This is a genomic window from bacterium, assembly GCA_021157605.1.
Taxonomy (GTDB): Bacteria; Patescibacteriota; UBA1384; order JAGGWG01; family JAGGWG01; genus JAGGWG01.
In genome coordinates, this window is sequence record JAGGWG010000010.1 from 1 (window position 1) to 21,181 (window position 21,181).

22 protein-coding genes are annotated in these 21,181 nt (G+C 37.0%); 19 read left to right on the top strand and 3 right to left on the bottom strand.

The features are described from left to right. Nucleotides 1–219: 219 nt before the first annotated feature. From J7K05_01225 to J7K05_01285, 13 genes are all read left to right on the top strand, one after another. The gene (locus J7K05_01225) at nt 220–723 is read left to right on the top strand and encodes an NYN domain-containing protein (protein MCD6194808.1); all 504 of its coding nucleotides are present in this window, start codon (nt 220–222) and stop codon (nt 721–723) included. A gap of 207 nt (nt 724–930) precedes the next feature. Further along, entirely contained in the window at nt 931–2,148 is a 1,218-nt protein-coding gene (locus J7K05_01230) for a S41 family peptidase (GenBank protein MCD6194809.1), read from the top strand. Between the two features lie 5 nt (nt 2,149–2,153). Beyond that, nucleotides 2,154–2,615: a 50S ribosomal protein L9 gene (rplI, locus tag J7K05_01235; protein ID MCD6194810.1), complete on the top strand. Its 462-nt coding sequence runs from the start codon at nt 2,154–2,156 to the stop codon at nt 2,613–2,615. A gap of 42 nt (nt 2,616–2,657) precedes the next feature. Beyond that, complete coding sequence (locus J7K05_01240) at nt 2,658–4,217, top strand: hypothetical protein (GenBank protein MCD6194811.1); 1,560 nt, start codon at nt 2,658–2,660, stop codon at nt 4,215–4,217. 56 nt (nt 4,218–4,273) lie between these two features. Further along, complete coding sequence (locus J7K05_01245; GenBank protein ID MCD6194812.1) at nt 4,274–4,858, top strand: LemA family protein; 585 nt, start codon at nt 4,274–4,276, stop codon at nt 4,856–4,858. Nucleotides 4,859–4,872: 14 nt separating this feature from the next. Continuing rightward, nucleotides 4,873–5,226 carry a DUF4870 domain-containing protein gene (locus J7K05_01250; GenBank protein MCD6194813.1) on the top strand — a complete coding sequence of 118 codons (354 nt, stop codon included), beginning with the start codon at nt 4,873–4,875 and terminating at the stop codon, nt 5,224–5,226. Nucleotides 5,227–5,244: 18 nt separating this feature from the next. Next, entirely contained in the window at nt 5,245–6,129 is an 885-nt protein-coding gene (locus J7K05_01255; GenBank protein MCD6194814.1) for a M48 family metalloprotease, read from the top strand. 62 nt (nt 6,130–6,191) lie between these two features. Beyond that, complete coding sequence (ligA, locus tag J7K05_01260; protein ID MCD6194815.1) at nt 6,192–8,210, top strand: NAD-dependent DNA ligase LigA; 2,019 nt, start codon at nt 6,192–6,194, stop codon at nt 8,208–8,210. Next, the gene (gatC, locus tag J7K05_01265; GenBank protein MCD6194816.1) at nt 8,210–8,500 is read left to right on the top strand and encodes an Asp-tRNA(Asn)/Glu-tRNA(Gln) amidotransferase subunit GatC; all 291 of its coding nucleotides are present in this window, start codon (nt 8,210–8,212) and stop codon (nt 8,498–8,500) included. Before ligA ends, gatC begins: the two co-directional genes overlap by 1 nt. Nucleotides 8,501–8,504: 4 nt before the next feature. After that, complete coding sequence (gatA, locus tag J7K05_01270) at nt 8,505–9,959, top strand: Asp-tRNA(Asn)/Glu-tRNA(Gln) amidotransferase subunit GatA (protein MCD6194817.1); 1,455 nt, start codon at nt 8,505–8,507, stop codon at nt 9,957–9,959. 2 nt (nt 9,960–9,961) lie between these two features. Next, on the top strand, nt 9,962–10,315 hold the full coding sequence (locus tag J7K05_01275; GenBank protein MCD6194818.1) for a hypothetical protein: 354 nt from the start codon (nt 9,962–9,964) through the stop codon (nt 10,313–10,315). 14 nt (nt 10,316–10,329) lie between these two features. Further along, complete coding sequence (gatB, locus tag J7K05_01280; protein MCD6194819.1) at nt 10,330–11,703, top strand: Asp-tRNA(Asn)/Glu-tRNA(Gln) amidotransferase subunit GatB; 1,374 nt, start codon at nt 10,330–10,332, stop codon at nt 11,701–11,703. 8 nt (nt 11,704–11,711) lie between these two features. Beyond that, nucleotides 11,712–12,872: a trypsin-like peptidase domain-containing protein gene (locus tag J7K05_01285; GenBank protein ID MCD6194820.1), complete on the top strand. Its 1,161-nt coding sequence runs from the start codon at nt 11,712–11,714 to the stop codon at nt 12,870–12,872. Between the two features lie 412 nt (nt 12,873–13,284). Here J7K05_01285 and prmC read toward each other — a convergent pair whose 3' ends face one another. From prmC to rpmE, 3 genes are read right to left on the bottom strand one after another with little or no spacing between them, the layout of a single operon-like run. Next, complete coding sequence (gene prmC / locus J7K05_01290; GenBank protein ID MCD6194821.1) at nt 13,285–14,058, bottom strand: peptide chain release factor N(5)-glutamine methyltransferase; 774 nt, start codon at nt 14,056–14,058, stop codon at nt 13,285–13,287. Next, complete coding sequence (prfA, locus tag J7K05_01295) at nt 14,024–15,058, bottom strand: peptide chain release factor 1 (protein ID MCD6194822.1); 1,035 nt, start codon at nt 15,056–15,058, stop codon at nt 14,024–14,026. The genes prmC and prfA overlap by 35 nt, the downstream gene beginning before the upstream one ends. Before the next feature lie 14 nt (nt 15,059–15,072). Further along, nucleotides 15,073–15,306, bottom strand: coding sequence for a 50S ribosomal protein L31 (gene rpmE / locus J7K05_01300; protein ID MCD6194823.1), 234 nt, complete (start codon nt 15,304–15,306; stop codon nt 15,073–15,075). A gap of 94 nt (nt 15,307–15,400) precedes the next feature. On the opposite strand from rpmE, the gene rpsB reads away from it, so the two are divergent. From rpsB to J7K05_01330, 6 genes are read left to right on the top strand one after another with little or no spacing between them, the layout of a single operon-like run. Then, the gene (rpsB, locus tag J7K05_01305) at nt 15,401–16,099 is read left to right on the top strand and encodes a 30S ribosomal protein S2 (GenBank protein ID MCD6194824.1); all 699 of its coding nucleotides are present in this window, start codon (nt 15,401–15,403) and stop codon (nt 16,097–16,099) included. 1 nt (nt 16,100) lies between these two features. After that, complete coding sequence (gene tsf / locus J7K05_01310) at nt 16,101–16,556, top strand: translation elongation factor Ts (GenBank protein ID MCD6194825.1); 456 nt, start codon at nt 16,101–16,103, stop codon at nt 16,554–16,556. Between the two features lie 27 nt (nt 16,557–16,583). Beyond that, on the top strand, nt 16,584–17,144 hold the full coding sequence (frr, locus tag J7K05_01315; GenBank protein MCD6194826.1) for a ribosome recycling factor: 561 nt from the start codon (nt 16,584–16,586) through the stop codon (nt 17,142–17,144). Next, nucleotides 17,145–18,212, top strand: a complete 1,068-nt coding sequence (locus J7K05_01320) for a site-2 protease family protein (protein MCD6194827.1) — start codon at nt 17,145–17,147, stop codon at nt 18,210–18,212. A gap of 3 nt (nt 18,213–18,215) precedes the next feature. Continuing rightward, a complete protein-coding gene (locus J7K05_01325; protein ID MCD6194828.1) occupies nt 18,216–19,895 on the top strand; it encodes a proline--tRNA ligase in 1,680 nt (559 codons plus the stop codon). Beyond that, on the top strand, nt 19,892–21,166 hold the full coding sequence (locus J7K05_01330) for a GIY-YIG nuclease family protein (GenBank protein ID MCD6194829.1): 1,275 nt from the start codon (nt 19,892–19,894) through the stop codon (nt 21,164–21,166). Before J7K05_01325 ends, J7K05_01330 begins: the two co-directional genes overlap by 4 nt. Nucleotides 21,167–21,181 lie beyond the last annotated feature (15 nt).

Sequence of the window (21,181 nt, forward strand, 5' to 3'; positions counted from 1 at the left end):
AGTTATCTCCAAAGACAAAGCTAACAACAGATCCCTTTCTGACAGCCTAGTCTTTATTACTGCTAAACCCAAAGAATCAGTCTATGACCTTATCCTTAAAGTCCTGAATAAATACTTTGGGTGGATGCTGGGGAGGTTTAGGAAGTAGCGAAGTTTTTAAAAGTGTAAAATTTTTTATTTTGTGTTAAGCTGTTGATGTTGGGAAAATAATGTTTTTTTATGGAGTATAGAGGACAACGGATAGGAGTTTTTGTAGACATACAAAATCTGTATTATTCTGCTAAACATCTATTTAATGCTTATGTAAATTTTCAACAAATAATTAGATCTGGAGCCGGAAAAGGGCAATTGGTGAGAGCTATTGCTTATGGAGTAAAAGCATATATCCCCAAAGAAGAAAGATTTTTTGGAGCTTTAAAAGAGGCAGGTTTTGAAGTTAAACTTAAAAACCTTCAAGTATTTCCGGGTGGGATGAAAAAAGGTGATTGGGATGTAGGGATTGTGGTGGATATTATCCGCTTAGTAGACAAGTTGGATGTAGTAGTTTTAGCTTCTGGTGATGGCGACTACCTTGATTTAGTTGAGTTTTTGCAAAATAGGGGTATATATGTGGTTATCTTTGCTTTTTCTGAAACAGCTTCTGCCAAATTAATAAAAAAAGCAGATCTTTTTGTCGATATGGGTTCAGATCGGAAAGCTTTTTTGCTTAAAAATATAAAATAGGCAACAAATACTCTGAAAATCCCTATTTTTATAAAAGATATTGTTTTATATTTTTAGCGGCCGCGCAAAATATAAATAATCGTTTTGCTGGCAAAATTTTTATTTGATGGTTTTTGGTGATTGAATTTAGTAAATAAAAACTATTAAAAAACTCTGTTTTTGGTATACTTGTGTTAAAATTCTGTTAAAATTAGGAATGTTTCTATTATGAAATCAAGAAAAATAAAAACATTTTTAAAAGGTTTTAAAAAGTATCCCAAGAGAGTTCTTTCTCTTTCAGGTGTTGTTTTATTTTTGTTCTCTTTTGTGCTTGGCTTTTTTGTGGGGGTACAGAGAAATATTCCTTTACGTTATGAGTTGATTAATAAAGAACCTAAAGTTAAAAAGATTGATTTTTCTCTTTTTTGGGAGGCGTGGGATAAAATTCACTATAACTTTTTACATGCGGCTGATGATAAAAATCTTTTTTATAGCTCAATCAAGGGGTTGATAGCCGGAACTAATGATCCTTATTCAGCTTTTTTGACTCCTAAAGAGACAGAGATGTTTACTGAAAATATGGAAGAAGAGTTTTATGGAGTGGGAATAGAAATTGGGGTACGGGAGGGAAAAATTATTATTATTTCGCCTTTAGCTAATACCCCGGCAGAAAAAGTTGGTTTGCTTTCCGGGGACGAAATAGTAGCTGTAGATGGGAAGCTCACTAAGAACCAGTCGCTGATGGAAGTAGTATCTTGGATCAGGGGCAAGAAGGGAACAGAAGTAATTTTGAGTATTAAGCGCAAAGGCTGGAAAGAGCCGAAGGATTTTAAAATTAAAAGAGCAAAAATCGAAAACGAAAGTGTAAAAACTCGTCTTTTGGGTGATATTCTTTACATAAAAGTTGTCCAGTTTTCAGAAAAAACATACCCGTTATTTTATCAGGCACTTTCTCAGTCAGCAAATAAAGATCTTTCAGGTGTTATTATTGATTTAAGACAGAATCCGGGAGGTTATTTTCAGGCAGCGGTAGATATTGCCTCTTTGTTTATTGAAAAAGGACCAATTGTTTTTGAAAAAGATAAAGCAGGCAATTTAAAGGATTATCAAGCTACCAAAAAGCCTATTTTTAAAGATTATTCAGTTGTGATTTTGGTAGATAGTGGGTCAGCTTCAGCCTCAGAGATTTTAGCTGGTGCGCTAAAAGATTATAATAAAGCTATAGTTATTGGAGAGAAGACGTTTGGTAAAGGAGTGATGCAGAGCTGGGAGAGATTTAATGATGGTTCTTCTTTGGTTTTAACTACAGCCTATTGGTTGACTCCCAAGAAACATCAAATTGACGGCAAGGGTATAACTCCTGATGTAATAATTAAATCAGAAGATAAAAGTTGTTCTGACAAAGATAAGGTTTGCCAGAAAGCTATAGAGTTATTAACTAAATAATAGTTATGAGTGCCAAAAGAACTGCTAAGACAATTAAAGTTTTGCTTAAGCAAAAAGTGTTGGGGTTAGGCGAAAAAGGTGAGATTAAAAAAGTTAAAGCAGGCTATTTCTTTAATTTTCTTTTGCCGCAGGACTTAGCTTGTAGATTGAGTGAGAAAATCAGGCAAGATATGGCAGCTAAGAAAACTGCTAAAAAAGAGGCAGAAAAGAAAAAGTTATCTCAGCTCAAAAAACTTCAAGAGCGTTTTCCCGCGTCTTTAACTTTTAGGCGTCGTCTTAATGAAAAAGGGAAATTATACCAGTCAATTAAACCTGAAGAAGTAGTTGAGAGATTAAAAGCAGAGGGCTTAATCAAAAAGATTCTTTTGCCAAAAATTGACAAAAAAGGGGAATTTAAAGCTCGGGTTTTGTTTATTGACAATAAAAAAGGTAAAATAACTATAAAGGTAGAAGGTTCAAAATCGTAGTTTTAATTTTATTTTGTTATAATAGGTTAAAAAGAGGGGCAAATGGCTGAAGAACAAAGAAAAAATAACAACGATATTGATTTAGATGTTTTTCGTGTTCCTCCAAAAGAGATGTTGGAAAAGATAAGTCAAACTCCTCAGCAGTCCAGTAGAGGGAAAGGTTTTGAGCAAAAAAAAGTTGTTAGCAAAGAAGCGGCAAGCAAGAAACCTGATGCGCAAGTTCCTGTTAGCCCGCCTTTGGCTCAATCTTCGGCTGGCTCTTTGCAGTCAGGAATCTCTCCCAATGTTTACCCTAAAAAGGCTTTTTCTAAACCTTTTTTCTCCTCGCCAAAGCCTAAAAAAGCTTTTTGGGGGAGGACACAGTCTAAACCTTTACCACCAAAGCCATCTTCTCCCCCAGTTGCTAAGCCTCCTATTAAGTCTGTTAAGCCTGTAAAGCCAAAACTTTCAGGGTGGAAAAAGGCGGGTTTGGTTGCTATTCTTGTTTTCTTTTTGCTGATTTTGTCAGCAACTGGTTTGGTTTGGGCTGAGTGGCAAGGTCTTATTTCTATAGGTGCCTCAAGGGTAGTTGGTCCTCCTCCAGCTCAAATGATATGGTCTAAGGCTGTAGTTTTCAGGTCCCCCCTTTCTTTTACAGGTAAGGTTGTTTTTAACAATCCCAGTGATGATTTGAAAAAGTGGTTAAAAGATCAAGGACTGAATCAACAAGAGATATCTTTTTCTGGACAGATTATTGTTGACAACAAAGAAGTTTCTGGTGTTTGGCAATGGTTGGATGAGTCTCCTTTTGTTTTTTATTTAAAAGACCAGTCCCTTTATCTTAAAAGAAATAAAGAGGAAAGTTGGTCTAAAGTTGATTTGGGTTTTAGTTTTCAAGGTATAGATCCTTTTTTGGAGTTTTTGAATAACTATTCCAATTTCCAGCGTCTTAAAGCAGATGAGGGTTTTTATTGGTATAAAGGTGTTTTTAGTTATGCTTTGCTTTCTGGATGGAGTATTTATCCCGAAGTAGAAGTAGCTTTGTCAGATCAAGATTTCACTTTGTCTCGTTTAAAACTTCTGACAGAAAGTACCTATGGTTTGCAAGCTGATTTTCTTTTTCGGCCCTCTGATTTTTCCTTGAACTTTAAAGCTGAAGATATAGATAAAGCCAAAGATGGCAATGAAGAGTTTGCTAAAGTTGTTTCTTTTACTAATCTTTGGCAAAAGCAGAAAAAAGAGAATACCGCTTCAGATAATGGCTCATTTGTTACTCTACGGGATAAGCAGCGCAAAGACGATCTTCAATTAATTAGCCAGGCTTTGCGAAACTACTACCAAGAAAAAAGCAGTTATCCTGTTGCTGAAGAAAAAATCAAAATTGAAGAAGCAGATAACTTGTGGAGTGTTTTAGAACCATATTTGCCCGAAGGAGAAGAGTGGAGTTTTGCTGATCCTAAATACCCTGATTTTTACTACGGATACATTTCAGACGGCGAAAACTATGAGCTTAGCGCCAGGTTGGAAAATAAAGAAGATAAAGAGGGGATAGCTATAGGAGATATAGTTCTCTATTTTATTGTTTCTAATGAATCATATAATCCTTCTTTGGCAGGTTTTTAATTTGTCTTTTTGATTTTTCTATGTTAGGTTTAGAGCAGGAAAAATAAAACTTAAAAATGATTTTTATTTGGGTATTAATTGGATTATTTCTTTTATCCTTATTTTGGTTAGTAGCCACTTACAATGGTTTAGTAGTTTTGAAAACACGGATGAAAGAGGCGTGGAGCGATATTGAGGTGCAGCTTAAACGTCGTTATAATCTCATCCCTAATTTAGTTAAAACTGTAAAAGGATATGCTACTCACGAAAAAGATGTTTTTCGGCAAGTAACAGAGGCTAGAACTAAAGCTTTAGGAGCAGGTAGTCCTGAAGAGGTGGCAGAGGCCGAAGGACAATTAAATAAAACTCTTAAGACTTTATTTGCAGTAGCAGAAAACTACCCCCAACTAAAAGCTTCGGGTAATTTTCAGAAGTTGCAAGAAGAATTAAGGGACACTGAGGACAAAATACAAGCAGCGCGAAGATTTTATAATGCCAATGTGAGGGATTATAATATTCGCTGCCAGACTTTTCCTGCAAGCATTATAGCTAATATGTTTGGTTTTAAACCGGCAAAACTTTTTGAATTGGAAGGATCAGAAGCAGAAGAGGCCAGAAAAGTTCCTGAGGTAGATTTTGAAGATACAAAAGATAAAAAATAAATTAAAGAAAAACTATGGAGAAAAACAAAATCACTCCCCAAACTTCTTCAGCTGAGGTGAATGAAGACAAGGTGATGGGACTGCTTTGTTATTTAGGTATTTTAGTTTTGGTTCCCATCTTGCTCAAAAAAGATTCTGAGTTTGTCAAATTCCACATTCAACAAGGCTTGGCTCTTTTAGTAGTGGGTATTGTCTGGACTTTTGTTTGGTGGGTTTTAGCCTTTATCCCTGTGATTGGTTTAACTTTGGATGTATTGGGCGGTATTGTGCTTTTTGTAATTTGGATTATTGGTATTGTTAATGTTTTAAGCGGTCAAAAAAAAGAGTTGCCATTAGTTGGTGGGTTGGCTAAGTATTTCCGTCTATAAGGTATTTTTCTAAAATAGATGTATCGTTTTATATCTTCTAATATCAGAAAGACTTACTTTTATATTTTTTTAGTTTTTGTTTTGGTTGTTGGTATAGGCTATGCTTTTGCCTGGTATTACGGAGATTATAGTCTTTTGGTTCAGGCAGTAGTTTTTGCTTTGATTTATAATCTAATAGCTTATTTTTACTCTGACAAAATAGTTCTTTCTCTGGCAAAGGCTCATTTAGTGGACAAGAAGGAGGAAGCGGAGCTCTATCGTTTAGTAGAAAATCTTTCTATCCGGAGCGGCTTGCCAATGCCCAAAATTTATGTGATTGAGGATAATTCACCTAATGCTTTTGCTACCGGAAGAGATCCGCAGCATTCAGCTGTGGCAGTAACAAGAGGATTGATAAATTTATTGGATCGTGAAGAACTGAGAGCTGTTTTAGCTCATGAAATGAGCCATATCAAAAATTACGATATCCGTTTGCAGACTATAATTGCAGTTCTAGTGGGGGCAATAGTTATTTTAGCTGATTATTTAAGGAGGTGGTTTTGGTTTTCTAACAGGGAGAGACGTGAGGAGGGATTTATTGGGTTATTAGTGATGTTGTTTCTTCTGGTGGTGGCGCCATTAGCAGCCCGTTTAATCCAGCTGGCTATTTCCCGTAAAAGAGAGTTTTTGGCTGATGCTTCAGCGGCAGAGCTGACTCGTTATCCTCAAGGATTAATTAGCGCTTTGGAAAAAATATCTTCCTATCCCCAAGGTGTTCGTTCTGCTTCTTTAGCTACTGCTCATCTTTATTTTGCTTCTCCTTTTCGTGAAAATAAAAACAAAAGCAATTGGTTTGAGAGTTTGTTTTTAACCCATCCGCCAATAGAAGAAAGAATAGAAGCTCTTAAGAGTTTTGGTTTTTAAGTTTGTACCCACTATATTTCCTTATTGTCAACTATCAGATGTTGGAGTAGAATTATTAAGATATGGCCAGTCTTAATATTACTTTTGAGGAAGCTAAAAGAGAGGTAAAAAAGTTGCGTCGTCTAATTGAAAAAGCTCGTTATGCTTACCATGTTCTTGATAAGCCAATAATGGAAGATGATGTTTTAGACTCTTTAAAGCACAAACTTTATCAAATAGAACAAAAGTATCCCCAGCTTATAACTGCTGATTCTCCTACCCAAAGAGTAGGTGGCAAGCCTTTGGATAAGTTTAAAAAAGTTCCCCACCAGGTACCGATGCTTTCTTTGGAGGATGCTTTTAGCTTAGAAGAGCTAAAAGAGTGGGAGCAGAGAAATCAGCGTCTTTTAAAAAACAAGAAGCGTTTTGAATACTTTGCAGAGCTTAAAATGGATGGTTTGGCTGTTAGCTTGGTTTATGAAAATGGAACTTTGGTTTTAGGAGCTACACGTGGAGACGGGCATACTGGAGAAGATGTTACTCAAAACTTGAAGACAATTGAATCAATCCCCCTTCATTTACGCAAAAAATCAAAGTACTACCAAAGAGCGGCTAAAGGTAGATTTGAGGTTCGGGGTGAAGTGTTTATGTCTGCCCGATCGTTTCTTAAGCTTAACAAACAAAGAAAGAAAAAGGGGCTTCCTCTTTTTGCTAATCCCCGAAATGCTGCTGCTGGAAGTGTGCGACAACTGGATTCTAAAATTACAGCTGAAAGAGATTTAGATTTTGTAGTTTATGATATTGTCACGGAAATAGGGCAAAAAGAACACTCTCAAGAACACGAGATCGCCAAAGATTTAGGTTTTAAAATAATTCCCCATAATCGTCTTTGTCGAAACTTGGAGGAAGTCGAGAAGTTTAAGAAACATTGGGAGAAAGCAAAAGCAAAACTGCCTTACTGGATTGACGGCGTGGTGGTTATTGTTAATAATAACCGAATTTTTGAGCAATTAGGGGTGGTTGGTAAAGCACCAAGAGGAATGATTGCTTATAAATTTTCGCCGGAGGAATCAACTACTAAAATAAAAGACATCATTCTTCAGGTGGGGCGGACAGGAGCTTTAACGCCGGTAGCAGTGCTTGAACCAGTACAGGTGAGAGGTACTACAGTGACTCGTGCCACTTTGCACAATGAGGATTATATAAAAGAAAAAGATGTTCGTATTGGCGATACAGTGGTTGTTTACAAGGCTGGTGATATTATTCCCGAAGTTTTACGGGTTATTAAAGAGCTCCGTCCCAAAGGTGCCAAAAAGTTTAAGATGCCTAAATATTGCCCCCGCTGCGGCACTAAATTGGTTAAAGAAGGAGCTTTTTGGCGCTGTCCTAATCCAGAGTGTTTTTCTGTGCAAAGACGCAGGCTTCAACATTTTGTTTCTAAAGGGGCTTTTGATATTGAAGGTTTGGGCCCGAAGATTCTCAGTCAGTTAATAGAGCAGGGATTAATTAAGACACCGGCAGATTTGTTTGATTTAACAGAGGGAGATCTGGAGCCTTTAGAGCGGTTTGCTGAAAAATCAGCCCAAAATTTAGTTAAGAGTATTCGCGCCAGAAGAAAGATGGGTTTGGGGCGATTTATCTATGCTTTAGGTATCAGACATGTGGGAGAACAAACCGCTTATGATCTAGCTCGTTATTTTAAAACTTTAGAAAAAATAAAAAAAGCTTCTTTGGAAGAGATTGAAAAAGTGCCTAATATAGGCACGGTAGTAGCTAAAAGCATTTATACTTTTTTCCATAACAAAAAAAATCAATCCCTTCTTAAGGAGCTTTTAAAACGTGTGGAGCTTAAGGAAAAAGGTAGCAAAAAAAGTAAAATTTTTGGCAAATCCTTTTGTTTTACCGGGGCTCTTAACTCTTTGTCTCGTGATGAAGCCAAGGAAAAAGTGAGAGAATTAGGAGGTATGTCCCACAGTGATGTCACGCATGATTTAGATTATTTGGTGAAGGGGGAAAATCCAGGTTCCAAGTTGCAACGAGCAAAAAAATATGGCATAAAGATTATATCTGAAAAAAAGTTTTTGCAATTGATTAACTCATAATGGGAAAAAAATTCACTCGCAAAGAAGTTGACCACCTTGCCTTTTTGGCGCGATTCTCTCTTAAAGAAAAAGAAAAAGCAAAGATGGCTCGGGATTTATCGGAGATTATTGATTTTGTCAGTGAATTGAGAAAATTAAAATCAGAGGACAAAGAGCCGTTTTTGTTTGAGGATCAAATTAATGTTTTTCGTAAAGATGAAAAACCAAAAAGAAGCGACACTGAAAGCTATTTAACTAATGCTCCTCAAAGAAAAAGACGGTTTTTTAAAGTGCCTCGTATTTTAAGGTAAAGTTATGAATATAACCTCTTTATCGATTTCTGAACTAAAAGATGGGTATTTAAAGAAGCGCTTTACTCCTTTTGAAGTAATTAAATCTTATTTGCGCAGAATAGAAACCTTAGATAAGAAAATTAAAGCTTTTATTTCTCTTAATGAAAGAGTGCTTGAGGAAGTCAAAAAAATAAAACCCTCAGAGATTAAAGATTTGCCTCTTGGTGGTATCCCTTATTCTGCTAAAGATCTTTTTCTAACTAAGGGGCTGCCGACTACTGCGGCTTCAAAGATATTGGAAAACTTTATAGCTCCTTATGAATCAACGGTAACAGAGCGTTTAGCTAAGGCTGGGGCTTTACTTTTAGGTAAAACAAACCTAGACGAGTTTGCTATGGGTTCTTCTACAGAGCGTTCAGCTTTCCAAGTTACTCGCAACCCTTGGGATTTAGATAGGGTTCCAGGCGGATCAAGCGGCGGACCGGCAGCAGCGGTAGCGGCCCGGATGCATCCTTTTAGTATTGGTACAGATACCGGAGGCAGCATCAGGCAGCCGGCTTCTTTGTGTGGAGTTTTTGGTCTCAAACCTACTTATGGTCGCGTTTCCCGTTATGGCATTATTGCTATGGCTTCTTCTTTGGATCAGGCAGGTCCGTTTAGTTTTTCGGTTAAAGATTCAGCTTTGGTTCTAAAAATTATTTCTGGTTTTGATAAAAAAGATGCTACTTCTTCCCGTAAGGAAGTGCCTGATTTTGAAAAAAGTATTGGCAAACCGCTGAAAGGATTGAGGATTGGTATTGTCAAAGAGTTTTTCCAGAAAGGATTGGATCAGAAAGTGAGAGAAAAAATTGAAGAGGCGAAGATAAAACTGCAGAAAGAAGGAGTAAAATTTGTTTCTGTATCTGTTCCTAAAGCCAAGTTTGCTTTGCCTATTTATTATATTTTGATGCCGGCAGAAGTAAGTTCTAATTTGGCTCGATACGATGGTTTGCGTTATGGTTTAAGTAAAAAAGCAAGATCTCTGCGTCAAACTTATGAATTGACAAGAGGGAAAGGTTTTGGTGATGAAGTAAAAAGGAGGATTATGCTGGGGACTTTTGTCCTTTCTGCCGGCTACAGAGAGGCTTATTATATTTTGGCGCAAAAAGCCAGAACAGCTCTAAAAGATGAGTTTAAAAAGGCCTTTAAAAAGGCAGATTTACTTTTGGGTCCGGTCTCCCCTACCCCTGCTTTCAAAGTGGGGGAGAAGATGACCGATCCGCTACAGATGTATTTAGCTGATATCTATACAGTGCCCATTAACCCGGCTGGCTTACCAGCTGCTTCTGTTCCTTGCGGTTTTGTTAAAGAGGATAATAAAGAACTGCCTGTATCTTTTCAGCTTATTGCTCCTTGGTTTAGAGAAGATTTAATCTTTCAGGTAGCAGGAGCCTATGAGCGTATTTCGCCTGATGATTTTAAGAAACCTAAAATATAGTTATGTTTTTTGTTCTTCGCCGCAATAAAAAAAGTTTGGATTTTCAGTCGCGTTGGCAGAAAGTAGAAGAACTGTTAAAGGTTAAAAGGGATTCTGCCTTAAAACAAGCGCTTATGGAAGCAGATAAACTTTTAGGGTTGGCCTTAAGAGAAAAGAGATTAAAGGGAGAGACACTGGGAGAGCGTCTTAAAGAGGCTAAAGCATTATTTGAGCCAAATTTTTACCAAGAGTTATGGGAGGCGCACAAGTTAAGAAATCGTTTGGTTCATGAGGACGATGAGATTCTCTCTTTTCAGATAGAAAAAGCAGTTAAAGTTTTCAAAAAGGCTTTAGAGAAATTAAAATTTCTACACTAGTTTAAGTATCTATTATGGCTATGCCACAAAAATTACAAACAAAAATTGGTTTAGAGATCCACATTGAACTAAACACAAAGACTAAGATGTTTTGTCGTTGCCCCAATAAAAGCGGCGGCAACCCGAATCAATTTACCTGCCCTATATGTTTAGGATACCCGGGGGTTTTGCCAGTACCAAACCAGAAAGCTGTTCTTTATACATTAAAACTTGGCTTGGCTCTTGGCTGTACAATTCCAAAAGAATCAAAGTTTGACCGCAAGCACTATTTTTATCCTGATTTACCTAAAAATTATCAGATATCTCAATATGATATGCCTTTAGCTAAAAACGGCTACCTAAAAATTAAGAGTAAAAAGATAAGAATTGACAGAGTGCATTTAGAGGAGGACGCTGGCAAACTTATCCATCCTACAGGAGCAGATTATTCTTTGGTTGATTTTAATCGTTCAGGGGTACCTTTGGTAGAGGTGGTAACTGCTCCTGATATTTCTTCACCAGAGGAAGCCAAAATCTTTCTTAAAGATTTGCAGTTGCTTGTTAGGTATTTACAAATTTCTGAAGCTGATATGGAAAAAGGGCAGTTGCGCTGTGATGCCAATATATCAGTTAATTCTGGCACAAAAATGACGCCTATTTTTGAGATAAAAAATATGAATTCTTTCCGTGCGGTGGAAAGCGCTCTTAAGTACGAAGAAAAACGTCTCAAAGATAACTTTAATGATTTAAGCAAAATAAAAGGGAAACGCACCTTGACTTGGTTGGAGGAGTTTCAACGTACAGAGGAAATGAGATTAAAAGAAGAGGCTTCAGACTACCGTTATTTTCCTGAGCCTGACATACCCTTAATGCGTCCAGCTAAAGTTTTTGATTTGCAAGAATTAAAGACTGCTCTACCTCTTTTGCCTGAACAGAGGCGGAAAGTATTAAAGGAAAAGTACAGTTTGGCTGATAAAGAGGTAGAAGTTTTGGTTAATAAACAAAGGTGGTTTGACTACTTTATGTCAGTTGCCGCCAAAGTAGATGGTCGTTTAGCTGCTGACTGGATGGTTAATGAAAATTTAGGTACAACTTTAGAAGTTAACGATTTTATCTTGCTTATCAGTCAGCTTCAAAAAGGCAAAATCAGCCGTCCTTTTGTTAAACAGACAGTAATACCGGCTCTGCGCAAAGGAAAAAAGTTAAACAAGATTCTCAAAGAGGCGCCCAGTTCTTTTGACTCAAAGGCCTTAGTGAAAAAGATAATAGCTTCTAATCAGGATGCGGTGGCGAACTATAAAAAAGGTAAAACTCAAGCTCTTCAGTTTTTGATTGGTCAAGTTATGCGTGAGACACGGGGACAGGCTGATCCGGTTGAGATTGAGGCGTTGTTGAAAAAGATGATATAATAAAGACTATGCCAAAAATAGATTTCTTTACTCGAGCCAAAAAAAAGCGAGTTTTTCACTTTTTAGTTCTTGCTTTTTTATCTGGTTTGCTAGGAGGGGTGGTTGCTGTTTTGCTTTTGTTTGTTCCTAATTCTCCTTTAGCTAGGTATCTCTCCCAAAATGTTTCTTCTCCCTTGGTTCAAGAAACCAGAAAGATTAAACTTGAGGAGGAGTCAGCGGTTATAGAGGCTTATAAAAAAATTGCTCCTTCAGTAGTAAGTATAGTTGCTTTGCAGGAGGTTACTAATTTTTTTGGCGAGGAAATAGTTTCCCGGGGAGGGGGGACAGGGTTTATTGTCACTAGTGATGGTTTGATTCTTACTAACAAGCACGTTGTTTCTAACCTTAATGCGCGCTATACAGTATTTCTTTCTTCAGGTAAAAGCTATACGGCTAAGGTGAAAAGCATAGATCCTTTTAATGATTTGGCTATTTTGAAAATTAATGCTTCAGGATTAAAGGCAGTAGAGCTTGGCGATTCAGATGATTTAGAAATAGGTCAAAGAGTAATAGCTGTGGGTTATGCTTTGGCTGAGTTTGAAAATTCAGTTACTTTGGGAATTATTTCTGGAAAAGAGAGAACGGTTGAGGCTTATGGATCTTCAGGTGGGGGGGAGAAGTTAGAAGGGATGTTGCAGACAGATGCTGCTATTAATCCCGGCAATTCCGGCGGTCCTTTGGTTAATTTGGCTGGTCAGGTTGTGGGTATTAATACTGCTGTGGCTTCACAGGCAGAAAATATTGGTTTTGCTATTCCGATTAATGTAGCCAAAAAAGCAATTGAGAGTGTAAAAAAATACGGCTACATCAAAAGACCAATGATTGGTATTCGTTATGTGCCTATTACGCCTCAGTTGGCAAAGGCCAATAATCTTTCAGCGGATTATGGAGCTTTGATTTATAGCCGTGATCCAAGGTTGTTTGCAGTGATGCCCAATTCGCCGGCAGCTAAAGCTGGTTTAAAAGAAGGAGATATTATTATTGCTTTGGGAGGAGAAAAGATAGATGCTTCACATTCATTAAGGCGCTTATTGCAAAAATATGATCCCGGCCAAGAAGTAGAGATTACCTATATCAGAGAAGGAAAAGAGCATAAAGCAAAGCTTGTTTTGGATGAAATGAAACAATAAACATAAACCCGCTCTTTTGCTATGTTAAGAGCGGGTTTGGGTTGGTAGAGTTCATATTTTCCCCTCCCTTCTTTGCGGGCATTGACTTCAGCATTTTTGCTTTGGTGAGGTTCGAGAAGAGTTTTTTTGTTTTTTAAGGAGTGGAGAGGTGATGCGTATTATTTTTCCCTGGTTGTAGTCAATAGTCATTTTACAACGACACAAAGGATTGAGGCATCTGGTTGAAAAGATGTTTGGTCCTTCCATTTTGATCATTGGGTCGAGTTGATACTGCCCGCAAACCGGGCAATAGGCTGGAAGGTAAAAAAATTTTCTTTCAAGGGCTTTTTGCACTCTTTTCTTCAGTTCTCTTTTTGTCATCTTTTTCACTCCTTCCTTGTTTTTAAGGTGCGGGTATTTGTTCAGGGTGATTTCAAGGCCTGTAAATTTTTATTATTCCCTGAACTGTTTCGTAAAAAACCGCTCCTTTTGGGTTTAGGTATTTTTTAGCGTCTTTTAGAAGTTTTTCAATTTGCCCTTTGTCTTGAAGAGCCAGTTTTGGTTCAAATTTAAGCTCGTTTTTTATTTCTACTTTTTTTAAATAAGGAAGATTGGCAAGAATTAGATCAAATTTGTCGTTTATGGCTTCAAAAAGATTGCTTTTAATAAATCTTATTTCAGTTTGATTTTTTTGAGCATTAATTTTTGCTACTTTAATAGCTTTTGTAGAGATATCAGAAGCAATAATTTGAAATTTTATTCTTCTTTTTTCCAGTTCCTTAGCCAAAGCAATGGCAATACACCCTGAGCCAGTGCCTAAATCTAAAATTTTCCATTGTTTTCGCGATCGCTGGATAATAAAATTAAGAGTTTTTTCTACTATTTTTTCAGTTTCTGGCCTAGGAATTAGCACTTTTTTGTCAACATAAAAACTATAGCCAAAAAACTCTTTTCTCTTGATAAGATAAGCTAAAGGTATGTGTTTTTGGCGTTTGCGGATTAAGTTTTTAAACTTGATTTCAAAATGTGGTTTAAGAGATAAATCTGAATGGGCTAAAATGAATTCTTTGGGTTTTTTGAGCACAAAAGCTAAAAGCAGGAGAGTGTCTAAGCTTGGGGTTTTAGATTTGTTTTTAAGTTTTTTTTCACCCCAAAAAAGCCACTTTTTTAATTTAGAGGCTTTTGATTTTTTCTCTAACTTCAGCATCTTGCAGTTTTTTAATAATAGGGTCTAGGTCGCCTTCCAGCACTTTTTCCAGAGCGTAAATAGTAAGGTTGATGCGATGGTCAGTTATGCGGTTTTGGGGGAAGTTGTAAGTTCTAATTTTGTCGCTTCTGTCAAGTTTGCCGACCATTGTTTTTCTTTTTTCTTTTTCCTTGTTTTGTTCTTTTTCTAAACGTAGAGCCAAAAGTTTGGAACGTAGAATTTTAAGAGCTTTTTCTTTGTTTTTGTGTTGGCTTTTTTCGTCTTGGCAGGAAACAACTGTGCTTGTGGGCAGATGGGTGATGCGGACAGCAGAATCAGTAGTGTTTACAGACTGGCCGCCGGGTCCTGAGGAGCGGAAGGTGTCAATACGCAGCTCTTCTGGCTTGATTTCTATATCTATTGTTTCTGCCTCGGGAAGGACAACGACCGCTGCTGCTGAAGTATGAACTCTGCCTTTTTTTTCTGTCTGAGGAACTCTCTGTACTCGGTGCACACCGCCTTCAAATTTTAAAAGGCCGTAAGCTTTTTCACCTTTGATTAAAATTTTTGCTTCTTTTATGCCTCCCAGAGGTGTTTTTTGCCAGTCCAGAATTTGGCTTTTGAAGCCTTTTCTTTCCGCAAAGCGCAAATACATTCTCAAAAGGTCGCTGGCAAAAAGCTCAGCCTCATCTCCTCCTGTGCCAGCGTGTATTTCTAAAATAGCGTTTCGCCTGTCAGTTGGATCCTCGACCAAAAGGCGAAAAAGTTCTTTTTTAACTGTTTTGAGTTCTTGTTTTAGCTTTTTTACTTCTTCGCTGGCCAACTCTTTGAGCTCTGGATCTTTGATAGCTTTTGTTTCGGCTAACTTCTTTTTTAAGGAGAGGTATTTTTTCAAGTAATCCCTTTGGTTTTGCACTACTGACAACTCTTTGGCTGTTTTGGGATTGTTGTTATCCAAAAGAAGCTTTTCAAGTTTTTCAATACGAAGATTTAGCTTTTTAAGTAAGCTTTTTAAATTCATAGTTTTAGTTTAGCTTAAGCTTTTTTCTTTTTTAAGAGTTTGGCTTTTTTGAGTCGTTCTTTGAATTTTTCTACTTGGCCGGTTGTATCAACCAGTTTTTGGTTGCCAGTGTAAAGAGGATGGCAGTGAGAACAAATTTCAACTTTTAGATCTTTATCTCTAGTAGATAAGGTTTCAAAAACAGCTCCGCAGTCACAGCGGATTTTTATCCAGTTGAGTTTTGTTTTTTGTTTTTTGCTTTTGTCCATAGTTTTTGGCTCTTGCAATAGTTGATTCTATATGTTAGCATTCTTTCTGTCAATAAAAGAAATATTTTTATTTAAGTAAAATTAATTAGTTTAAATGGCTGATTTGGTCAGTGCTAAAAAAATTGAAGAACTAGGAGGCCACTTAGGTCATCTGCGCAGTATTTTGCATCCCTCTTTTAAGCCTTATGTGGCTGATATCAAAAACAGGGTTGTTTTTATTGATACTAAAAAAACAGTAGTCAAGCTTAAAGAGGCTTTAGATTTTCTCAAAAAACACAAGAAAGAAAAAGTTTTATGGGTGGGAAGCAAGGTTACAGCCAAAGAGTTTATTAAAGAGATTGGCAAAGGTTTGGGCCACCCCTATGTGGCTGAAAAGTGGTTAGGAGGAATGCTTACTAACTTTGAGACTTTGAAAAAGAATTTACAGCGTCTTGAGGAGTTAAAAAATAAGGAAGAAGGCCAAAAGTTTAAGGCGATGACAAAAAAAGAGCGTCAGTTGCTTCAGCAAAAAAGAGAGCGAATGGAGAGAGTTTTATCCGGATTGGTTAACTTAAAAGAAATGCCTGAGATAATAGTAGTGGTGGATCCTGCGCACGAAGAGATCGCTGTTAAGGAGGCGCGCAAAAAGGGTCTTAAGGTGGTAGCTATCTGTGATGTAAGTGCTAATCTCGACCAAGTTGATTTTCCTATACCCCTAAATGATGAATCACGTTCAGCGCTTAGGATAGTGCTGGAAAGTTTAGGGCGTTGTTTTGACCCCAATTTTTCTTTAAAGACAGAAACTAAAAAATAAGATGAACATCAAAGATTTAGTTCGTCTTCGGCGTGAAACCCAAGCTCCTCTTTCTGAATGCAAAGAGGCGTTGGAGGAAAGTGAGGGAGACTTATCTAAAGCCAAAAAAATACTTAAAAAGAAAGGTCTTTTAGCAGCCGATAAACGCAAAGATAGGGCAGCAAAGGAGGGAATTATTGGAGCTTATGTCCATTCCAACAAAAAAATTGGTGTTTTGGTTGAATTAGCCTGCGAAACTGATTTTGTTGCTCGCAACAAAGATTTTCAAGATTTTGCCCATAAATTGGCGATGCAGATTGCCTCTATGGATCCTAAAGATATTAAGGAATTATTGAGCCAAGATTGGATTTTTGAATCAGGATCATCTGTGGAGAACATGCTCAAGGAGCTTATTCATAAGACAGGTGAGAATATCCAGATTAAGAATTTTGTTCGTCTTCAGATAGGGTCAAATTAGTGCTATAATTAAAAAAATAAAAAAGTTATGGATTTTGTACAGGTAGAAGTTAGTGCTTTGCGTAAAAAAATGGAAGAGGTCTTAGAAAATTTTAAAGAGGAGATAAAAGGTTTTCGTTTAGGCAAGGCTTCTGCTGCTTTAGTGGAGAATCTTAAGATCCCTTATTATGGCCAAGAAATTCCTCTTAATTCTTTAGCTAATGTTTCGGTGATTGATGTTTTGAACCTATCGGTTGAGCCTTATGATCCCGGCACCAAAGCTGATATTATCCAAGGTTTTAAAAAAGTAGATTTAGGAGCCAATATTATTGAGGAGGGGGATCGTATTCGTCTTTCATTTCCTCCTATTTCAGAGGAGAGAAAAAAGGAGTTGATTAAGCTTTTGGGACAGAAGAAAGAGGAGGCAAAAGTGGTTTTACGCCGTTTGCGGGAAGGAGTTTGGGAGGAGATTCAAAATAAGGTCAAAGATAAAGAGCTTCCTGAAGATGATAAATTTCGGGCTGAAAAGGAGCTTAATGATTTGATCAGTGAGTTTAACCAGCAGTTAGAGGAGTTAGCAGAGGGCAAGGAGAAAGAAATAAATGAGTAGATGGCGATTTTAGTTTTTATTGCTCTTTTAGCGGTTTTAATTTTAGTGCATGAGTTAGGGCATTTTTTAATGGCTAAAAAAGAGGGGGTTAAGGTTGAGGAGTTTGCTTTTGGTTTTCCTCCTCGGCTTTGGTCTAAAAAAATAAAAGGAACGGTTTACTCTTTGAATTTAATTCCTCTTGGTGGTTATGTTCGTCTTTATGGTGAAGATGAGCCTCGGGGAAAAGGAAGTTTTGTTTCAAAGTCTGTTTGGAGTCGTTTCAAAATTATCTCTGCCGGAGTGATAATGAATCTGCTTTTAGGTTATTTGTTTTTGCTCATTTATCTTGGTTTAGGTAATGGTCCTTTAGCTAGCAACCCTTCTGATTACTCTTCTTGGGTTAATAGTTACCGTATTTACCCAATTATTCTGCAAATTGATTCTGATAGTGCGGCAGAAAAAATGGGACTTAAGGTAGGGGATATCATTTTACAGGTTAATGGTAGAGAGTTTGAAAGAGCAGAGTCTTTTTCTCGTTTTACTGCCCAAAATCCGAATCAAGAGATCGAGATGAGTGTTCAGCGTGACAGAGAGATCCTTACTTTAAAAGGCAAAATTGATTCAAATGAGTCAAGAGGGGAGATAGGGGTGACGGTAGCTGATTATTTTGACAAAGTAAGGTTTAAATGGTGGGCAGTGCCTTTAATGGCGGGAATAGATCTTTTTAATTTGATAGTTACAATTTTTTACTTTTTTGGGAATCTTGTGCTTTCTCTTTTTGGTCGAGCTCAACCAATTGGCACTGTGGTAGGGCCGGTTGGTATTTATATCTTAACTAAAAAAGCGGTTGAGTTGGGTTTTAGCTATGTTTTGCGTTTAGCTACTTTTTTGACAGTAAATTTGGCTTTAGTAAACTTTCTTCCTTTGCCAGCGCTTGATGGAGGCAGGGCTATACTTTTAGGTTTGGAAAAAATCAAAGGCAAAAGATTAAAACCAGAAGTAGAGAGTTGGGTGCATTTAGTTGGTTTTATTGTTATCTTGGTTTTAATGGTTGCTTTAACTATCAGGGATATCGTAAAATTATTTTAATTTATGTTGGCTTCAAAAATCATTAAAACTTCAAAAACATCGCCCAAGGCTTCTACTGTTCACGAAACTTTGTTGCTCCAAGGGGGATTTGTACAAAAATTAGGAGCAGGGATTTACCAGTTTTTGCCTTTGGGTTTTTTAGTATATAAGAAAATTTATCGCATTATTGAAGAGGAGTTAAGTAAAATAGGTTTTTTGCCGTTTTTGGCTCCCATGGTGCAACCTTCCTCTATATGGAAAAAGAGTGGACGCTGGGAAGATTTTGGGGCAGAGCTTTTACGTTTTAAGAATCGTTCTCAGGAAGAGTTTGTTTTGGCTCCTACTCACGAAGAAAACGTTAGCTTAGTTGCCAGGCAGCTGATCAAATCTTTTAGAGATCTGCCTTTAGCGCTTAATCAAATCCAGCCCAAATTTAGAGATGAACCTCGAGCAAGAGGCGGCTTGATTCGGCTGCGTGAGTTCACAATGCAAGACGGTTATAGTTTTCACCGAGATAAAAAAGACTTGGATACTTTTTATGAAGAAGTGAAAAAAGCTTATTTAAGGATTTTTGAGCGTGTAGGTTTAAAAGTAAGAGTTGTCTCTTCAGCTAGTGGAGCTATGGGCGGCACTAAAGCAGAAGAGTTTATTGTTGAGAGTGAAGTGGGAGAGGACAGGATTGCTGTTTGTAAAAAATGTAAATACGCAGCTAATTTAGAAGTAGCTCGTTTTAAAGACAGGCTAATAAAAGAAAAACCCAAAAAATTAAAGAGAGTTTCTACCCCCAAAGCTTCTACTATCGAAGAGTTGAGCGGGTTTTTAAAGGTAGATCCTCATCGTTTGGCAAAAATTGTCTTTTTTAAAAACGAAAGAGGCGATTTGATTGTCGCCTGCGTTTTGGGTGATAGAGAGATTAATGAGAGAAAATTAGGTTTGGTTACTGACTCTGAATCGCTTCTTTCTGCGGATGAAAATAAAATCAGAGAATTTGGTTATGAGCCTGGTTTTGCTTCTCCTATACCTCATACAAAAGCAGTAATAGTGATAGATACAGAAGTTTGGAAGAGCAATAATTTGGTTACCGGAGATAATGAAAGGGATTTCCATTTACTAAATTTTAATCCTGCACGGGATATAAAACACAAAAAAGTAAAAATAGCTGATATTGCTGAGGTTAAGGAAGGTGATAGATGTCAATGTGGCGGTTCTTTGAAAGTTAAGCGTGGTATTGAGGTAGGCAACATTTTTCAGTTAGGGGATAAGTATTGTCGTTCTTTTATGGTTCAGTTTACAGATGAAAAAGGAAAACAGCACTTTCCTTTAGAAGGCTGTTATGGGATTGGGTTGGAACGTTTAATGGCTACTATTGTAGAAAAGTATCACGATAAGCAGGGGATTATTTGGCCAAAAGAGACGGCTCCCTTTGATATTTATTTAATTTATTTGGGAGGAGACAAGGAGAAAAAAACAGCAAAAGTGATTTATAGTGAACTTTCTTCTTTGGGTAAAGATGTTCTTTTAGACGATCGTGAAAATTCACCGGGAGAAAAATTTGCGGACGCAGATTTAATAGGTATTCCCTATAGAGTTATTATTAGTTCTAAAACTTTATCTCAGGGTAAAGTGGAAGTAAAAGAAAGGTCAGCCACAAAAAAAGAGTTAGTTGATTTAAAGACTCTAAAAGATTATTTTCAAGATAAATGATTCTGACCTCAAAATTAGCGGCAAGAATAGGTGAGATTAGTGAAAAACCCGGGGTTTATGTTTTTTATAATCAGCAAAAACAACCCCTTTATATTGGCAAAGCTAAAAATTTGCGTCGGCGTATAGCCCACTACTTAAAAGCTGGGGGAAAAGCTAATCAGATTTTAAAGAGTTCTCATTTTTTAAAAATTAACCCTACTGATTCGGAAATAGAAGCTCTTCTTTTGGAGGCCGACCTAATAAAAGTCTTTCAACCAAAATTTAATGTTCGCCAAAAAGACGATCGCAGTTTTTTGTACTTAGTAATCCGTTATGATGATTTTCCTTATCTTGAGGTAGTTAGAGAAAAAAACCTAAACTTAAAAAATAAGGATAAGGTTTTTGGTCCTTTTGTTGATAGCGTTTCTCTTAAAGAAGCTCTTAAGGCTTTACGCCAGATTTTTCCTTTTCGGGATTGTAAACCTTCTCAGTTTCTAAAGGCTCGAAAAAACAAGCACCCCTGTCTTTATTACCATTTAGATAAGTGTTTGGCGCCCTGTTTAGGCAAAGTAAGCAAAAGGCGCTATCAGAATATGATTCAGGAGTTGATATCTTTTTTAAAAATTAAAAAAGATCTATTAGTAAAAAAATGGCAGAGAGAAATGAAAGGAGCAGCTTTAAGGCAGCAGTTTGAGAAAGCCAAAATTTTAAGAGATAGATTAAGGGCTTTGGAAAGATTGTCAAGGCTGAAGTTTATTGCTGAAGATTTGCCAGAAAGAAAAAAGAGTTTTAGGATAGAGGCTTTTGATATTGCTCAGATTTTTGGTGAATCTAAAGTGGGGGGAGAGGTGGTGTATAAAGGCAGTTTAGATAAAGAAAATATTTTAAAGGGGCAATTTTTAAAATCTGAGTTCCGCCGTTTTAAACTTTCGCAAAAAAAAGATGATTTGAACCTTCTTGGAGAGATGCTCAGACGTCGTTTTAAACATCAAGAATGGGAGTTCCCTGATTTGGTTTTGGTAGATGGAGGTGAGAATCATCTTCGTCTCGCCAGGAGAATTTTAAGGGAGTTTGACCTAAATATTCCTGTTGTTGCTTTAACAAAAGACAGACGCCATAAGGTAAAAAGGCCTGTTTTACCTTTTGATAGATTTAAGTGGCCTTATTTGGCTGACTTTGTGCGCAAAAACTGGTTTGTTTTAATAGAGATTGATGATAAGGCTCATCGTTTCAGCCAAAGTTATTTTCACCTGCTTCGCTCACAAAAGATAAAAAAGAAAAGAGGAAAATAGAATTTTTTATACTTT